At 38.2% G+C, this 14,084-nt stretch carries 17 protein-coding genes and 1 other annotated feature (1 of these 18 only partly in view); all 17 genes read left to right on the forward strand.

Annotated features, from left to right (window positions below):
• The first annotated feature begins 38 nt into the window (after positions 1 to 38).
• The 17 genes from murB (at position 39) to AC3ANL_RS08260 (ending at position 14,030) form a co-directional block, all read left to right on the forward strand.
• Positions 39 to 947, forward strand: coding sequence for a UDP-N-acetylmuramate dehydrogenase (gene murB, locus AC3ANL_RS08180; RefSeq protein WP_488328732.1), 909 nt, complete (start codon positions 39 to 41; stop codon positions 945 to 947).
• 309 nt (positions 948 to 1,256) lie between these two features.
• Positions 1,257 to 2,036, forward strand: a complete 780-nt coding sequence (locus tag AC3ANL_RS08185; protein WP_488328733.1) for a cell division protein FtsQ/DivIB — start codon at positions 1,257 to 1,259, stop codon at positions 2,034 to 2,036.
• Entirely contained in the window at positions 2,023 to 2,736 is a 714-nt protein-coding gene (locus AC3ANL_RS08190; RefSeq protein WP_488328734.1) for a DUF881 domain-containing protein, read from the forward strand. The genes AC3ANL_RS08185 and AC3ANL_RS08190 overlap by 14 nt, the downstream gene beginning before the upstream one ends.
• A gap of 44 nt (positions 2,737 to 2,780) precedes the next feature.
• Positions 2,781 to 3,512 (forward strand): DUF881 domain-containing protein, encoded by a 732-nt coding sequence (locus AC3ANL_RS08195; protein ID WP_488328735.1) that lies wholly within the window; start codon positions 2,781 to 2,783, stop codon positions 3,510 to 3,512.
• Positions 3,512 to 3,874 (forward strand): small basic family protein, encoded by a 363-nt coding sequence (locus tag AC3ANL_RS08200; protein WP_488328736.1) that lies wholly within the window; start codon positions 3,512 to 3,514, stop codon positions 3,872 to 3,874. Before AC3ANL_RS08195 ends, AC3ANL_RS08200 begins: the two co-directional genes overlap by 1 nt.
• A 120-nt stretch (positions 3,875 to 3,994) precedes the next feature.
• Positions 3,995 to 5,290, forward strand: coding sequence for a cell division protein FtsA (gene ftsA / locus AC3ANL_RS08205; RefSeq protein WP_488328737.1), 1,296 nt, complete (start codon positions 3,995 to 3,997; stop codon positions 5,288 to 5,290).
• 36 nt (positions 5,291 to 5,326) lie between these two features.
• Positions 5,327 to 6,463, forward strand: a complete 1,137-nt coding sequence (ftsZ, locus tag AC3ANL_RS08210) for a cell division protein FtsZ (protein WP_488328738.1) — start codon at positions 5,327 to 5,329, stop codon at positions 6,461 to 6,463.
• Between the two features lie 661 nt (positions 6,464 to 7,124).
• On the forward strand, positions 7,125 to 8,066 hold the full coding sequence (gene spoIIGA, locus AC3ANL_RS08215) for a sigma-E processing peptidase SpoIIGA (protein WP_488328739.1): 942 nt from the start codon (positions 7,125 to 7,127) through the stop codon (positions 8,064 to 8,066).
• 44 nt (positions 8,067 to 8,110) lie between these two features.
• Positions 8,111 to 8,830, forward strand: coding sequence for an RNA polymerase sporulation sigma factor SigE (gene sigE, locus AC3ANL_RS08220; protein WP_488328740.1), 720 nt, complete (start codon positions 8,111 to 8,113; stop codon positions 8,828 to 8,830).
• Positions 8,831 to 8,995: 165 nt separating this feature from the next.
• Positions 8,996 to 9,775 carry an RNA polymerase sporulation sigma factor SigG gene (gene sigG, locus AC3ANL_RS08225; RefSeq protein WP_488328741.1) on the forward strand — a complete coding sequence of 260 codons (780 nt, stop codon included), beginning with the start codon at positions 8,996 to 8,998 and terminating at the stop codon, positions 9,773 to 9,775.
• A 264-nt stretch (positions 9,776 to 10,039) separates the two neighbouring features.
• Complete coding sequence (locus AC3ANL_RS08230) at positions 10,040 to 10,309, forward strand: YlmC/YmxH family sporulation protein (RefSeq protein ID WP_488328742.1); 270 nt, start codon at positions 10,040 to 10,042, stop codon at positions 10,307 to 10,309.
• A 68-nt stretch (positions 10,310 to 10,377) separates the two neighbouring features.
• Positions 10,378 to 11,205 carry a peptidoglycan editing factor PgeF gene (gene pgeF / locus AC3ANL_RS08235; RefSeq protein ID WP_488328743.1) on the forward strand — a complete coding sequence of 276 codons (828 nt, stop codon included), beginning with the start codon at positions 10,378 to 10,380 and terminating at the stop codon, positions 11,203 to 11,205.
• The gene (locus AC3ANL_RS08240) at positions 11,205 to 11,882 is read left to right on the forward strand and encodes a YggS family pyridoxal phosphate-dependent enzyme (protein WP_488328744.1); all 678 of its coding nucleotides are present in this window, start codon (positions 11,205 to 11,207) and stop codon (positions 11,880 to 11,882) included. Before pgeF ends, AC3ANL_RS08240 begins: the two co-directional genes overlap by 1 nt.
• Positions 11,883 to 11,893: 11 nt before the next feature.
• Positions 11,894 to 12,355 (forward strand): cell division protein SepF, encoded by a 462-nt coding sequence (locus tag AC3ANL_RS08245; protein ID WP_488328745.1) that lies wholly within the window; start codon positions 11,894 to 11,896, stop codon positions 12,353 to 12,355.
• Positions 12,356 to 12,360: 5 nt separating this feature from the next.
• Positions 12,361 to 12,624: a YggT family protein gene (locus AC3ANL_RS08250; protein ID WP_488328746.1), complete on the forward strand. Its 264-nt coding sequence runs from the start codon at positions 12,361 to 12,363 to the stop codon at positions 12,622 to 12,624.
• Between the two features lie 32 nt (positions 12,625 to 12,656).
• A complete protein-coding gene (locus AC3ANL_RS08255) occupies positions 12,657 to 13,430 on the forward strand; it encodes a YlmH family RNA-binding protein (protein ID WP_488328747.1) in 774 nt (257 codons plus the stop codon).
• Between the two features lie 84 nt (positions 13,431 to 13,514).
• Positions 13,515 to 14,030 carry a DivIVA domain-containing protein gene (locus AC3ANL_RS08260; RefSeq protein ID WP_488328748.1) on the forward strand — a complete coding sequence of 172 codons (516 nt, stop codon included), beginning with the start codon at positions 13,515 to 13,517 and terminating at the stop codon, positions 14,028 to 14,030.
• A 49-nt stretch (positions 14,031 to 14,079) separates the two neighbouring features.
• Positions 14,080 to 14,084: a binding site (T-box leader), on the forward strand; it runs 235 nt beyond the window's last position.

Raw genomic sequence — 14,084 nt, forward strand, 5'->3', positions numbered from 1 at the left:
CTAAAGATAAACGCATCTTGAAAAGTTAGGGTGGTAAAATGGACGCGATTGTAACGGAATTGCAAAATTTAAATATTGGGAAAGTGAAAAAAAAAGAACCTCTTCTTAATCATACAACCATAAAAATAGGCGGACCTGCTGATCTTTTTGTCGAGCCCTCATCGGTGGGGAATTTAAAGCAGGTAATGACAATCATTGAAAAACATCACCTTAGTTGGCGGGCGATTGGCAGAGGGTCAAATCTATTGGTCTCTGATAAAGGAATCGAAGGAGCAGTTATAAAACTCGGTTCTGGACTTGACCATCTTGAGATAAATGAAACAGAAATAACAGTTGGCGGGGGCCATTCGCTTGTCAGTCTATCTACATTAATTAGTAAAAAGGGACTATCAGGCCTAGAGTTTGCCAGTGGAATACCTGGTTCAGTAGGTGGAGCGGTGTATATGAATGCTGGTGCACATGGTTCCGATATTAGCAAAATCTTAACTAAAGCACATATCTTGTTTGATGATGGGTCAATGGAGTGGCTTTCAAACGAAGAAATGGAATTTTCATACAGAACTTCTATTTTGCAAAAAAAACGCCCCGGAATTGTTGTTGAAGCTGTGTTTCAACTTGCAAAGGGTGATCGAGCCGCTATTGTTGCGCAAATGCAGAAAAATAAGGATTATCGAAAAGAAACACAGCCATGGAACTTTCCTTGTGCAGGGAGTATTTTCCGAAATCCGCTTCCACATTATGCAGGGAAATTGATTGAGACTGCAGGATTAAAGGGTTACAGTATTGGTGGAGCAAAAATATCAGAAATGCATGGCAATTTTATTGTTAATGCCGGTAATGCCACTGCCGAGGATGTCCTTGCTTTAATTCAGTATGTCAAGGATACCATTTTTAACCAGTATGAAGTAAGGATGGAAACAGAAGTAGAGATAATTGGACGAAAATAGAAAAAAACTTCGATTTTTTCTAACTGGAAAACTTACTTTTCTTGTAAGAAATCTCATACGAATGACAAATATTGTGTTATAATTACTGATATTATTATAGGTGGAAATAAGGAAGAAAATGAGTGACGGCATGAATTTTCGTGCCGTTGTTCCTCTTTTCAAGGTAACCAAGAACATGTTAAAGGACAAGCATATTGTTTATTTAGGGCAACAGCTACCAGTGTTCAAGTTTTAATCATTGTACTTTGAGTACTGTTTAGCACCAGCGCCCATGGGCGTTTACGCTTTTCTTTTTTGGAGGAATAGAGAATGGAAAAAGGTAAAATCGTTGCTCTTGAGGATCGAATTCCAAAACTTAAGGAGCAAAGACGGCGTAAAGCGAATAAACGTCTTGTACTTCTGCTCATATTGTTTTTTACAATGATTGTTGTTATCGCATATTCTCAATCACCATTAAGTCATGTTAAGAACATTACTGTTAATGGGAATGAAATGTATTCCGATTCGGAAATAGTGAAAGCAAGTGGCATAACGAAAAATACAAATATTTGGAAAGTGAAAAAAAGTGAAATTGCTTCAAAACTACAGAGTTTATCTGAAATAAAAAAGGCAGAAATAAAGATTCATTGGCCTAATACTATTCAAATACAGGTTCAAGAGCATCAAAGAGTAGCCTATCTCAAAAAGGTTAAGAACTACCTTCCAATTATGGAAAATGGAAAAATCTTAACAGATAGAAAAACGGAAATAATCCCAGTTAACTCTCCGATTCTTTTCGATTTTAAAGAAGGCGCAGTCCTTACTCTAATGATTAAAGAGTTAGAAAAACTTCCAAGTGAAATTTTAAACTCCATTTCTGAAATTCATTATTCTCCGAAAAAAACTGATCAGTATCATATTTCCTTATACATGAATGATGGCTTTGAGGTAAGTGCGACTCTTAGAAGTTTTTCGGAAAAGATGGTGCACTATCCTTCAATCATAAGTCAATTAGATCCCAACAAAAAGGGGATTATTGATTTAGAAGTAGGTTCATATTTTAAGGCTTTTGAACCGGAAGTGGAGGAAGAAAAAGTTGAAAAGGATTAAGGTGAAGGGTAGACATTTTATCTTGTCCCTTGTATTCCTTGTGCTGGGATTTATGCTTGCCATCTCTTATCATTTGACCCAAATAGAAAGCCAAAATGAAAAGCAGCAGGAATTATCAGGCAGTCAGTATGAAAAGACGCTTGCATTAAGAAATCAGCTGATTGACCAAGAGGAGACCAATCGAAAGCTTCAAAAGGAATTAAATCAAAAGCAAGACAAAGTCCTTAAAAATGAAAAAGATCTTGCAAAAGAAGCTCAGGTTTATCTGAATCTCGCCGAAGATGCTGAAAAATATCGGATGTTTCTTGGCAAGGTGAAAGTAAAAGGAAAAGGTGTAAAGGTTACACTTTCTGACGGAGCATATGACCCAAATGAAGATAACGTTAATAACTATCTTGTTCATGAACAACATGTGTTTAAAGTGGTGAATGAGCTTTATATCTCCGGTGCTGCGGCTGTTGCTATAAATGGGCAAAGGCTGACGAGTCATTCTTATATTGTTTGTAACGGGCCTGTCATAACGGTTGACGGTGTCCCATATCCTGCACCATTTGTTATTACAGCAATTGGTGACCCAGACGTCCTTTCATCCTCATTAAACCTTACCGAAGGAGTGAAGGACCAATTAGTGAATGATAATCTTATTTTTACATTGGAAAAAGAAAATGAAATTATGCTAAACCCCATTTTAGGCAGCTAGTCTGTGTCCACGTTCGGAATATATAATAAGGTTGGGTGAGAAAAGTGGACAAGCCGAAAATAAATTTAAGTATAACCTTGATCGCGACCTTGCTGGGATTCATGGTTGCGATTCAATTCCAAACGGTTAAAAAGCCGGTCGAACGTGACACACGTGACGTCTGGCAGTTACGTGAGGCCTTATTAAAAGAAAAAGAAACTCAGTCTAATTTATTAAGTGAAATTCGTTCGAATGAGGAAAAACTATCGGCCTATGAATCTAAACGAAAGCAAAGTAAGGAACAGGCGCTTAAGGATACATTACAAGAGTTGAAAATTGAAGCAGGACTAACCGAGGTTACTGGCCCAGGCATTACGTTGCAGATTGATCCGGTTATAGAGGATGTACAGCTGGGTGCTCCAGTGACGAAGGTCATAGCTCCAGAACTTTTAAAAAGATTATTGAATGAGTTATACATGTATGAAGCAAAGTATGTAGCGATTGATGGTCAACGAACCATTAATACGACTGTCATTAGGGATATCAATGGGGAAACAAAAATTGATGGACATACACTTAAGAGTTTACCTATCGAAATTAAAGTAGGCGTGGATGATATGAGTACTGCTGAAAAATTATCTAATCGGATGAAAGTTTCAAAAGCCAGGGATGAATTTTTTACTGAGAGCTTGAGACTTACCGTTTCTGCACCGAATCCCAACACGATCATTCCGGAATATGATAATTCTATTCGTATAAAGTATATGGAACCGATCAAAGAAGGGGGCGGCTCTTAGTGTGGCTTCCATTTATGGGTTTAGTAATCGGAATCATTCTCGGTCTACTGACAGAGATTCGCATTCCTGAAGAATATTCCAATTATTTGTCGATTGCTGTTCTTGCAGCCTTCGACACACTTTTCGGCGGGATCAGGGCATACCTGCAAAATATATATGATGAAAAGGTGTTTGTTTCAGGTTTCTTTTTTAATATAATGTTAGCTGCAAGTTTAGCTTTTCTCGGTGTTCATCTTGGTGTAGACTTGTATTTAGCAGCGGTTTTTGCGTTTGGTGTCAGATTGTTTCAGAATATTGCCGTTATAAGACGAATATTATTGACAAAATGGTCAACAAACAAAGAAAAAATAGAAAAAAGTTGATTTTTTTAAAGGGAAAAATGTAGTTGTGACGAATAATTTTATTAGATAATGACTATGAAACTGTTACTGAACAAATGAATTGTTGTTCAACTTAAGGAGATTAAAAGGAGGTGCCAAAGAATGAACAGCAATGAAATATATGTTAGTCTTGACATCGGTACATCCAGTGTAAAGGTTATCATTGGTGAAATGGTCAATGACTCGGGTAAAGACTCGTTAAATATAATTGGTGTTGGCAATGTGAAATCAGAAGGCTTACGCAAAGGGTCGATCGTTGACATGGACGACACCGTTCATTCTATCAAGCGGGCAATTGAGCAGGCGGAAAGAATGATAGGGATGGAGATTCGAGAAGTGGTCGTCGGAATTTCCGGCAACAACATCATGCTTCAGAACTGTCACGGTATAGTTGCTGTTTCAAGCCAAAACCGAGAAATTACGAATGAGGACGTCATTCGTGTCATTGAAGCAGCACATGTTGGGTCAATCCCTCCAGAAAGAGAAAATATTGGTGTTATTCGAAAGCAATTTATTTTAGATGGTAAGGATGAAATTAATGATCCACGTGGGATGATAGGCGTTCGTTTAGAAATGGATGGAACTCTTATTACGGGATCAAAATCGATTATCATTAACACATTGCGCTGTGTAGAACGTGCTGGTCTTGAAATTTTAGACATTATATTACAGCCGTTGGCAGCAGGGGATTTCGCTTTATCAAAGGATGAAAAGAACCTGGGGGTTGCCCTAATTGATATTGGCGGTGGCTCAACGACAATAGCTGTATTTGAAGAAGGATTTTTAAAGGCAACAAGTGTGTTACCAGTTGGCGGGGATCTTCTCACAAATGATCTCTCCAAAGTCTTGCACACTTCAACTGAGAATGCGGAAAATATCAAGGTGAAATATGGACATGCCTTCTATGACAACGCCTCAGAAGATGAGTTCTTCAGCGTACCAATTATCGGCAGCGATCAGCATCAACAATTCAACCAACTCTATGTATCTGAAATTATTGAAGCTAGAATGGAAGAAATTTTAGAACTGGTTGCTAACGAATTGAAGCGTCTAGGTGTGAATGATTTACCAGGTGGTTTTGTCTTAACGGGCGGAACTTCAAAGATGCAAGGAGTTTTGGAGCTTGCCCAGGATATGTTTCAAAATCCTGTTCGTATTGCTTCACCTGACTATATTGGTGTAAGAGAACCTCAATACACAACAGCGGTTGGCTTAATTAAATATGCATACAAGAATGCTAGATTGCCAGGAGGAACCAAGGGGTCAACCTCTGCAGTGGCTGAGCCAATCGAAAAAAGAGTACCAAAACAACATCAACCTAAAGCAAAAATAGAAAAACATCCGGAAGAAAAGATGTCATCAAAAGTAAAAAAATTCCTTGGTTACTTTTTCGAATAATCGAAAAGGAAAATCGACGAATTAGGAGGATTTGTCATGTTAGAATTTGATACCAATTTAGATTCTCTTGCAACAATAAAAGTAATAGGAGTTGGCGGCGGAGGTAATAACGCGGTAAATCGTATGATTGAACATGGAGTTCAAGGTGTTGAATTTATTGCTGTTAATACAGATGCCCAAGCCTTAAATTTATCAAAAGCAGAAGTAAAAATGCAGATTGGTGCAAAGCTTACTCGTGGTCTTGGCGCAGGTGCTAATCCAGAAGTGGGAAAAAAGGCTGCAGAGGAAAGTAAAGAACAAATCGAGGAAGCACTACGTGGTGCAGATATGGTGTTTGTAACTGCAGGAATGGGCGGAGGAACAGGTACTGGTGCTGCTCCAGTTATTGCCCAGATTGCTCGTGACCTTGGTGCCTTAACTGTGGGTGTTGTAACACGTCCGTTTACTTTCGAAGGAAAAAAACGGTCAAATCAAGCATCGGGTGGAATAGGTTCGATGAAAGAAGCAGTCGATACTCTTATTGTTATTCCGAACGATCGACTACTTGAAATTGTTGATAAAAGCACGCCAATGCTTGAGGCATTCCGTGAGGCAGATAATGTACTCCGTCAAGGTGTACAGGGTATATCTGATTTAATTGCAACCCCAGGATTAATTAACTTAGACTTCGCTGATGTAAAAACCATCATGTCTAATAAAGGGTCTGCTTTAATGGGTATTGGTGTTGCAGCTGGAGAAAACCGTGCAACAGAAGCTGCTAAAAAGGCAATTAATTCACCTCTATTAGAAACCTCCATTGATGGGGCACAGGGTGTGTTGATGAACATTACTGGTGGGTCCAATTTGAGTCTTTATGAGGTTCAAGAAGCAGCGGATATCGTTGCAACGGCCACAGATCAAGAAGTAAACATGATTTTTGGCTCTGTTATTAACGAGGCATTAAAAGATGAAATTATTGTTACGGTTATTGCCACTGGTTTTAACGAAGAGCTGGCACAGCCAAAAGTAACTCGTCCTTCTTTCGGACAAGCTCCAAAACCAGCTGTTGGAACTGCTAAAAGAGAGCATAAACGTGAAGAGGCACCACAGGAACCTGTTCGGAACACAAATGTATCACAAGAAGATACATTAGATATTCCAACCTTCCTTCGTAACCGTAATCGGAGAAGATAAAAACAGAAAGCGAAAGTACTGATTTAGAGAAATGCACTAAACAAGAGAAGCTTTATTTTCAAAATATAATTCTAATAATGATCTGATAAAAGGCATAGTTCCAGTTGGAACTATGCCTTTTTTATAGGATAAGAAAGTATAAATCTTTGAGAATTGTCCAGCTCCATAAGAGTAAGCTTCGGAAGCATAACTTCGCACGAAGGAAAAGCGATAGCTTTTCCGAGGAGCACCCTAGCGGCTAGTGTCCTTCGCTCTACGATAAGTCAAGCACGAATGCACCTCCGGCTCTTCGTGTTTCGTTTATCGCGTTTAACGGGCAGTAGATTCTCAACTGCCCGTAAGAACCCGATCGGCTCAACTAACAATCAGCGAGAAGAACATTCGCTGATTGAAGTTTCACCTTATCTCAGCTGGAGCGCTCCATAAGGAAGGCGTCGGCAGCATGGGCATCGCACGAAGGAAAAGCGTTAGCTTTTCCGAGGAGGCCATACGCCGCTGAACAGGGCGCATGCGCTTTTCTTTAATATGACAAAATTTCTGTTTTTTTGATTACAGAAAGTGACACACTTCCGCTATTAAAGTACGTTATACTTTTTCGTAAACAGAAGAATAGAATGACCGTATGACATATCGGGGAGCGAAATTAAAGGAGGATGCGTATTTGTCTGTATATTTAGATGTAATCTGGGCTCTTAATTTATTATTTGATAGCCTTCTCCTTTATTTAACAGCTATATTTTTAAAAAGAAGGATACGTCTATGGAGAATACTCACCGGTGGATTTATAGGGTCATTGATTATTTTATTATCGTTTACACCATTAAATGTCTATTCCGGCCACCCTATTTCAAAACTTTTTTGTTCGATTCTAATGGTCTTAATTGCCTTTGGATTTAAGCGGTTCACCTTTTTCTTTAAAGCATTAATGACGTTATATGTTTCAACATTTTTAATTGGCGGAGCCATTATGGGTGCTCATTATTTTATTCAATCGGATTTAGTGTTGTCAACAAAGGTTCTAATGTCCAGTGTAAAGGGGTTTGGGGATCCGATTAGTTGGCTTTTTGTCCTCATTGGCTTTCCGGTTGCCTGGCACTTTGCAAGAAAAAATGTAGAAAGTATGGAGATGACCAGAATCCAATTCGACCAGATTGTCAATGTGAAACTGGATATCGAAGGTGATAGCTTAGTGTTTAAGGGATTGGTAGATAGTGGAAACCAACTGTATGATCCATTGTCAAAGCAACCTGTTATGTTTGTCTCTGTTAAAAATCAAATGGAGACCGTTCCGGAATTAATTAGAGAGATAGCTGCTGCTGATCCGGAACCCTTGATAATGGGCAACAAAGAAATACCGGATCAATGGCGCCATAGGCTAAGGATTATTCCGTGCAGAGTAGTGGGACAGGAGCATCAGCTTATTGTTGCCATAAAACCTGATTCTATTTTAATCGAACATAACGATGTTCAATATTTATGTGAAAAGGGTCTTGTATCTTTTACGATGCAGCCACTTTCAGCAGATGATGCTTTTCAATGTATTGTCCATCCGAAAATGTTGACGGGGCCTAAGCTTGAAGGAGGAACTGTGAAGGTAAGTTAATATACTATACTCAGATAAATGATAATTTAGAAGGAGGAACATACATGAAAAATTGGAAACTTCGCTTATCCTACTATTGGTATAAACTGTTAATGAAATTAGGCCTAAAAACGGATGAAGTTTATTATATCGGCGGAAGCGAAGCATTACCGCCTCCTTTGAACAAAGATGAAGAAGAAATGTTATTGAAGAAACTGCCGGGTGGTGATAAGGCAGCAAGATCCATCTTAATTGAACGAAATCTCAGGCTTGTTGTCTATATTGCGAGAAAATTTGAAAATACCGGTATTAATATCGAGGATTTAATTAGCATTGGAACGATTGGATTAATTAAGGCTGTCAATACCTTCAACCCTGAGAAAAAAATTAAACTTGCTACATACGCTTCTAGATGTATAGAAAATGAAATTCTAATGTACTTACGAAGAAATAATAAGACTAGGTCAGAGGTATCCTTTGATGAACCATTAAACATTGATTGGGACGGAAATGAGCTATTATTATCAGATGTCTTGGGAACCGATGATGATATCATCACAAAGGACCTGGAAGCAAGCGTTGACCGAAAGTTGTTAACAAAGGCCTTACACCAGCTTACAGACCGTGAAAAGCAAATTATGGAGCTGCGGTTTGGTCTTACAAATGGGGAAGAAAAGACACAGAAGGATGTCGCTGATATGCTGGGTATTTCCCAATCCTATATTTCAAGATTAGAAAAGAGAATAATCAAAAGATTACGAAAAGAGTTTAACAAGATGGTATAGTTAAAAAAAGAAAATTTTTTCCATCTAAAAAACCTAAGAGTCTCATGATTTAATTGCATTTTTCGACATTTATGCATCTGTCCATGGTTGTGGACAGGTGCATATTTTTCCTTCTCGGGGAGATACTGTTTTTTGTACAGCAACTCCTGTGAGGAGGGAAAAGGATTGACTCGAAATAAAGTTGAAATTTGCGGTGTAGACACATCAAAACTTCCAGTTTTAAAGAACGAAGAAATGAGAATACTCTTCAAGCAAATGCAAGAGGGCGAACTTACTGCCCGTGAAAAGCTCGTCAACGGTAATTTACGCCTAGTATTAAGTGTGATACAGCGGTTTAACAACCGTGGTGAATTTGTTGACGACCTGTTTCAGGTTGGCTGTATTGGACTAATGAAATCAATTGATAACTTCGATCTAGGTCAAAATGTAAAGTTTTCCACTTATGCCGTACCAATGATTATTGGAGAGATACGGAGGTATTTACGTGATAATAATCCGATCCGTGTTTCTCGTTCTTTGAGGGATATCGCCTATAAGGCGCTGCAGGTTAGGGAACGATTAATGAGTGAAACTTCTCGTGAACCGACTGCCGAAGAAATCGCCAAAGTCTTAGAAGTACCACACGAAGAAATCGTATTCGCCCTTGATGCCATACAAGACCCGGTCTCGTTGTTTGAACCGATATACAATGATGGCGGAGATCCCATTTATGTGATGGATCAATTAAGCGATGAAAAAAATAAAGATATTCATTGGATTGAAGAGATTGCTTTAAAGGAAGGCATGCGAAGATTAAACGAACGTGAAAAATTAATTTTACGGAAGCGGTTTTTTCAAGGAAAAACACAAATGGAAGTGGCTGATGAGATCGGCATATCTCAAGCACAGGTCTCTCGCCTTGAAAAAGCAGCGATTAGACAAATGAATAAAAACATTCAAAGCTAAAGCTGTCCACTCGGACAGCTTTATTTTTTATAGATAGGCTCTGTTAAACGATTAGAGTTGACATAGGGAATCGGCGAGACTCCTGCGGGAGAACGAACGAGGCGAGACCCCACAGGTCGGAACGACCGAGGAGGCTTGCCCGGTCGCCCGCGGAAAGGGAGCTGATTCCCTCCATTTTCTAACTAAAAATTAACAGAGCCTATAGATAAAATATCATCTGTCATCATATGTTGATAATAGCAGAGAAAATGGGGGAGTGATGTAATGGTTAAAATTTCTGAATTTCAGATAAAAGATGTCGTCAATGTTTCGGATGGTAAAAGGCTTGGCAATATAGGTGATATAGAGATAAATTTAACAACAGGTAAAATAGAAGCAGTTGTTATTTCTGGCAGCGGCAGGGTCCTTGGCTTTTTTGGAAAAGATGAAGACATTGTTATTCCTTGGAAAAATATTTTAAAGATTGGTCAAGATGTCATTTTGGTTAGGTATAAGGGAAGCATGGAACAAATTACGGAACATACTGAAGTATGACAATATGTATTTCGGTGACCAATTTTTCTTTTCATGGTAAACTATAGAAAAACAAAAGAGGGATAGAAATGGAACCCTTTGTATTAACTAATCGGTCTTATTTAACAATTGAAAACTGGGTCAGTCAATTTTCTGACTTAATTGTAGGTTTTACAACCAAAAACGGCGGCATGAGCCAAGGAGGTTTTAGCACGCTTAATCTTGGGTTTCATGTCGGTGATGAATTATCAATAGTTCGTGCGAATAGAGAAAAACTGGCTGAGATACTTGACTTCCCACTTACCAAATGGGTTGGGGCAGAACAAATACATGATGTAATTCTGAAAAAGATTTCAAAGGCTGATCGTGGCTATGGATCTGATTCTTATGAACAATCCTTTAAAGGAACGGATGGTTTTTATACGGATGAAGAGGGGATCCTGTTAACACTTTGCTTTGCCGACTGTGTCCCCCTTTTTTTTATTGCTCCTGAAAAAAAGATGATTGGTATTGCCCATGCTGGTTGGAAGGGCTCAGTTGGACAGATCGCAAGGAAAATGATTATGGCTTGGGGCAATGAGGGGATTAAACCTGAACAGATTTTTGTCGCAATTGGACCGTCTATTTGTGAAAAATGTTATATTGTAGATGAGCCGGTTATAAACTTTGTAGAAAAATCACTAGAAGATGGCAGCGTATTACCCTATAATTTAGTTAAAGAAGGGCAATATTCATTAGATTTACGTGAATTAAACAAGCAAATACTTCTTGCATCAGGCGTTCCCGCTAAAAATATCATCAATACAAGCTATTGCTCTAGCTGCAATCATGAGACATTTTTTTCTCATCGCCGTGACAAGGGTAGTACAGGAAGAATGCTGAGTTTTATTGGTTGGAAGGAGACATTGGAACGTTAATGAGAGTTGCAGATAATTTAAAGCAAATTAATCAACAAATAAATGAGGCATGTCATAAAGCACATCGAAACACCGCTGAAGTGAAAGTGATTGCCGTTACAAAATACGTAAGCATCCAAAGAGCTGTTGAAGCACTTGAAGCAGGAATAATTGATCTAGGTGAAAATCGGGATGAAGGACTGCTTGAAAAATGGGAAGTATTGCAGGACAAGCCTAATTGGCACTATATTGGTACACTTCAGACACGTAAGGTGAAAAATATTATCGATAAGGTCGACTATATTCATTCTTTGGACCGATTATCGCTTGCCGAAGAAATCAATAAGCGAGCTAAACAAAAGGTAAAATGTCTAGTTCAGGTTAATGTCTCTGGTGAAGAATCCAAACACGGTTTATCACCAGAGCAAGCTGTTTTATTTATTGAATCACTAAGTCCCTTTGAGAATATAAGTGTGGAAGGTTTAATGACCATGGCACCATTTACAGATGATGAACAAATTCTGCGTGAGTGCTTTCAAAAACTAAGGAAACTTCGCGATCAAGTGCAAGCCTTACATTTAGATTTTGCTCCATGTACAGAGTTATCAATGGGGATGTCCAATGATTTTTCGATTGCAATAGAAGAAGGGGCAACAATGGTTAGAATAGGGACAGCACTTGTCGGTGAAGAGGGTTAGGAGAGAATAACATGACGATTAAATCAAAACTAAAAACATTTTTCTTTTTAGATGATGAATATGATGATAACAATGATGAATATGTCGAGCCGGTTGAACCAGTAAAGCCAAAACAGCAGCCAATTAAAAGTCAAAATGTTGTCAGTCTACAAAGCATACAAAAAACGCCAGCTTCTTCTAATGCTTCTAAATCGTCAAAAGTAATATTAGTTGAGCCGCGAACCTACTCAGAGTCAACGGAGATTGCCGATCACTTAAAAAATCGGCGTGCGGTAGTCGTTAATCTTCAGCGGATTGACCATGAACAAGGCAGGCAAGTTGTTGACTTCTTAAGCGGTGTTGTCTATGCGCTCGGTGGAGACATCCAAAAAATTGGCTTATGTATTTTTTTATGCACGCCTGACAATGTGGAAGTGTCTGGGAACATATCGGATCTTATTCTTGACCAAGATAATCTAAATACAAGGTGGTAATGTAAATGGCCTTTGTTTTCAATCTATTGCAACAGCTTCTCAATATTTATTCATGGGTATTAATTATTTATATATTAATGTCATGGTTTCCAAATGCTCGAGAATCTTCAATTGGTCATTTTTTGGCAAGAGTTTGTGAACCATATCTTGAGCCATTTAGAAAATTCATCCCCTCGATTGGTATGATGGATATTTCACCTATTGTCGCTTTCCTTGTTCTCAACTTTGCCAGCAACGGTTTACACAGGGTTTATTTGTGGCTTATATAAGAATTTTTTCATAATAGGTTGTGTACTCATTTATGAACATTTATCAGCATTTTCGTCCGGAAGAACGGGAATATATCGACCAGGTCTTACATTGGAAAAACAATGTTGAGACACAGTATAGCGCAAAATTAACTGATTTTCTTGATCCAAGAGAACAGCATATTTTAAAAACGATAATTGGTGAAAATGGCGATGTCCACTGCAAACTTTTTGGAGGAAGTCCAGGTGTAGAAAGAAAAAGGGCCATTATTTACCCTGATTATTTAACTGCAAACGATGAGGACTTTCAAATAAGTTTGTTTGAAATTGATTATCCTCGTAAGTTCGTAGCAATCGAACACCGACAGGTTTTAGGGACACTTATGTCATTAGGGCTTAAACGCGGCAAATTTGGTGACATCCTTATGATGGATGGGCAGGTTCAATTTTTTGCAGCAAGGGAAATTAGTGACTATGTTAAAAACAACCTAGAATCAATCGGAAGAGCAGGAGTTAAATTAACTGAAATAAATATCGACCATGCCATTGCGGCAAAGGAATTATGGGATGAAACAGATATTACGGTTTCTTCCTTACGTCTTGATACAGTTATTTCGGGCATTTATCACCTATCGAGGCAAAAATCACTTTCCTTAATTCAGCATGGCCTTGTGAAAGTAAACTGGACCTTAATTGAAAATCCTGCCTTTATTTGTGACCAAGGAGACATGATTTCCGTAAGAGGACAGGGAAGGGCAAAAATGATCGGGATTGAAGGAAAAACCAAAAAGGAAAAATGGCGAATAAGCGTCGGCAAACAAAAATAATTGCTAATTAAGCAGGATTATCGAAAATCTTGTCGAATATTTGCTTATACATATAAAAGTACAGATTGCATGGAGGTGGCATGAATGCCGTTAACGCCGTTAGATATTCATAACAAAGAGTTTAATAAAGGTTTTCGTGGGTATGATGAAGATGAAGTGAATGAATTTCTTGATCAAGTTATTAAGGATTATGAACTGGTACTAAGAGAAAAGAAAGAATTGGAAGAACGCTTAAATGATATGAATGAACGTTTAAGCCATTTTGTGCATATTGAAGATACGCTTAATAAATCGATCATTATTGCTCAAGAAGCTGGTGAAGATGTAAAACGTAATTCTCAAAAGGAAGCAAAGCTCATTATTAAAGAGGCCGAGAAAAATGCGGATCGTATTGTGAATGAATCCCTTTCTAAAGCAAGAAAAATTGCCCTTGAAATTGAGGATTTGAAAAAGCAGTCTAAAGTATTCCGTACACGTTTTAAAATGTTGATTGAAGCACAGCTTGATATGCTGAATACAGATGATTGGGATCATTTATTAGAGTATGAAGTGGATGCAACAGAATTGAAAATTCACCAAGAGGAAGATTCATTAGCTTGACGAAATGCGTTTTATTAGCATATAATTTTTAGATAGTTGTATAGAATGGAAAAT

The organism is Neobacillus sp. DHD-1R (assembly GCF_057747995.1).

Coding starts and splice junctions, on each gene's coding strand:
- ftsA (WP_488328737.1), top strand. CDS start 3,995: ATGAACAGCAATGAAATATATGTTAGTCTTGACATCGGTACATCCAGT.
- AC3ANL_RS08250 (WP_488328746.1), top strand. CDS start 12,361: ATGGCCTTTGTTTTCAATCTATTGCAACAGCTTCTCAATATTTATTCA.
- AC3ANL_RS08240 (WP_488328744.1), top strand. CDS start 11,205: ATGAGAGTTGCAGATAATTTAAAGCAAATTAATCAACAAATAAATGAG.
- sigE (WP_488328740.1), top strand. CDS start 8,111: ATGAAAAATTGGAAACTTCGCTTATCCTACTATTGGTATAAACTGTTA.
- pgeF (WP_488328743.1), top strand. CDS start 10,378: ATGGAACCCTTTGTATTAACTAATCGGTCTTATTTAACAATTGAAAAC.
- AC3ANL_RS08230 (WP_488328742.1), top strand. CDS start 10,040: ATGGTTAAAATTTCTGAATTTCAGATAAAAGATGTCGTCAATGTTTCG.
- AC3ANL_RS08185 (WP_488328733.1), top strand. CDS start 1,257: ATGGAAAAAGGTAAAATCGTTGCTCTTGAGGATCGAATTCCAAAACTT.
- murB (WP_488328732.1), top strand. CDS start 39: ATGGACGCGATTGTAACGGAATTGCAAAATTTAAATATTGGGAAAGTG.
- ftsZ (WP_488328738.1), top strand. CDS start 5,327: ATGTTAGAATTTGATACCAATTTAGATTCTCTTGCAACAATAAAAGTA.
- AC3ANL_RS08245 (WP_488328745.1), top strand. CDS start 11,894: ATGACGATTAAATCAAAACTAAAAACATTTTTCTTTTTAGATGATGAA.
- AC3ANL_RS08260 (WP_488328748.1), top strand. CDS start 13,515: ATGCCGTTAACGCCGTTAGATATTCATAACAAAGAGTTTAATAAAGGT.
- AC3ANL_RS08255 (WP_488328747.1), top strand. CDS start 12,657: ATGAACATTTATCAGCATTTTCGTCCGGAAGAACGGGAATATATCGAC.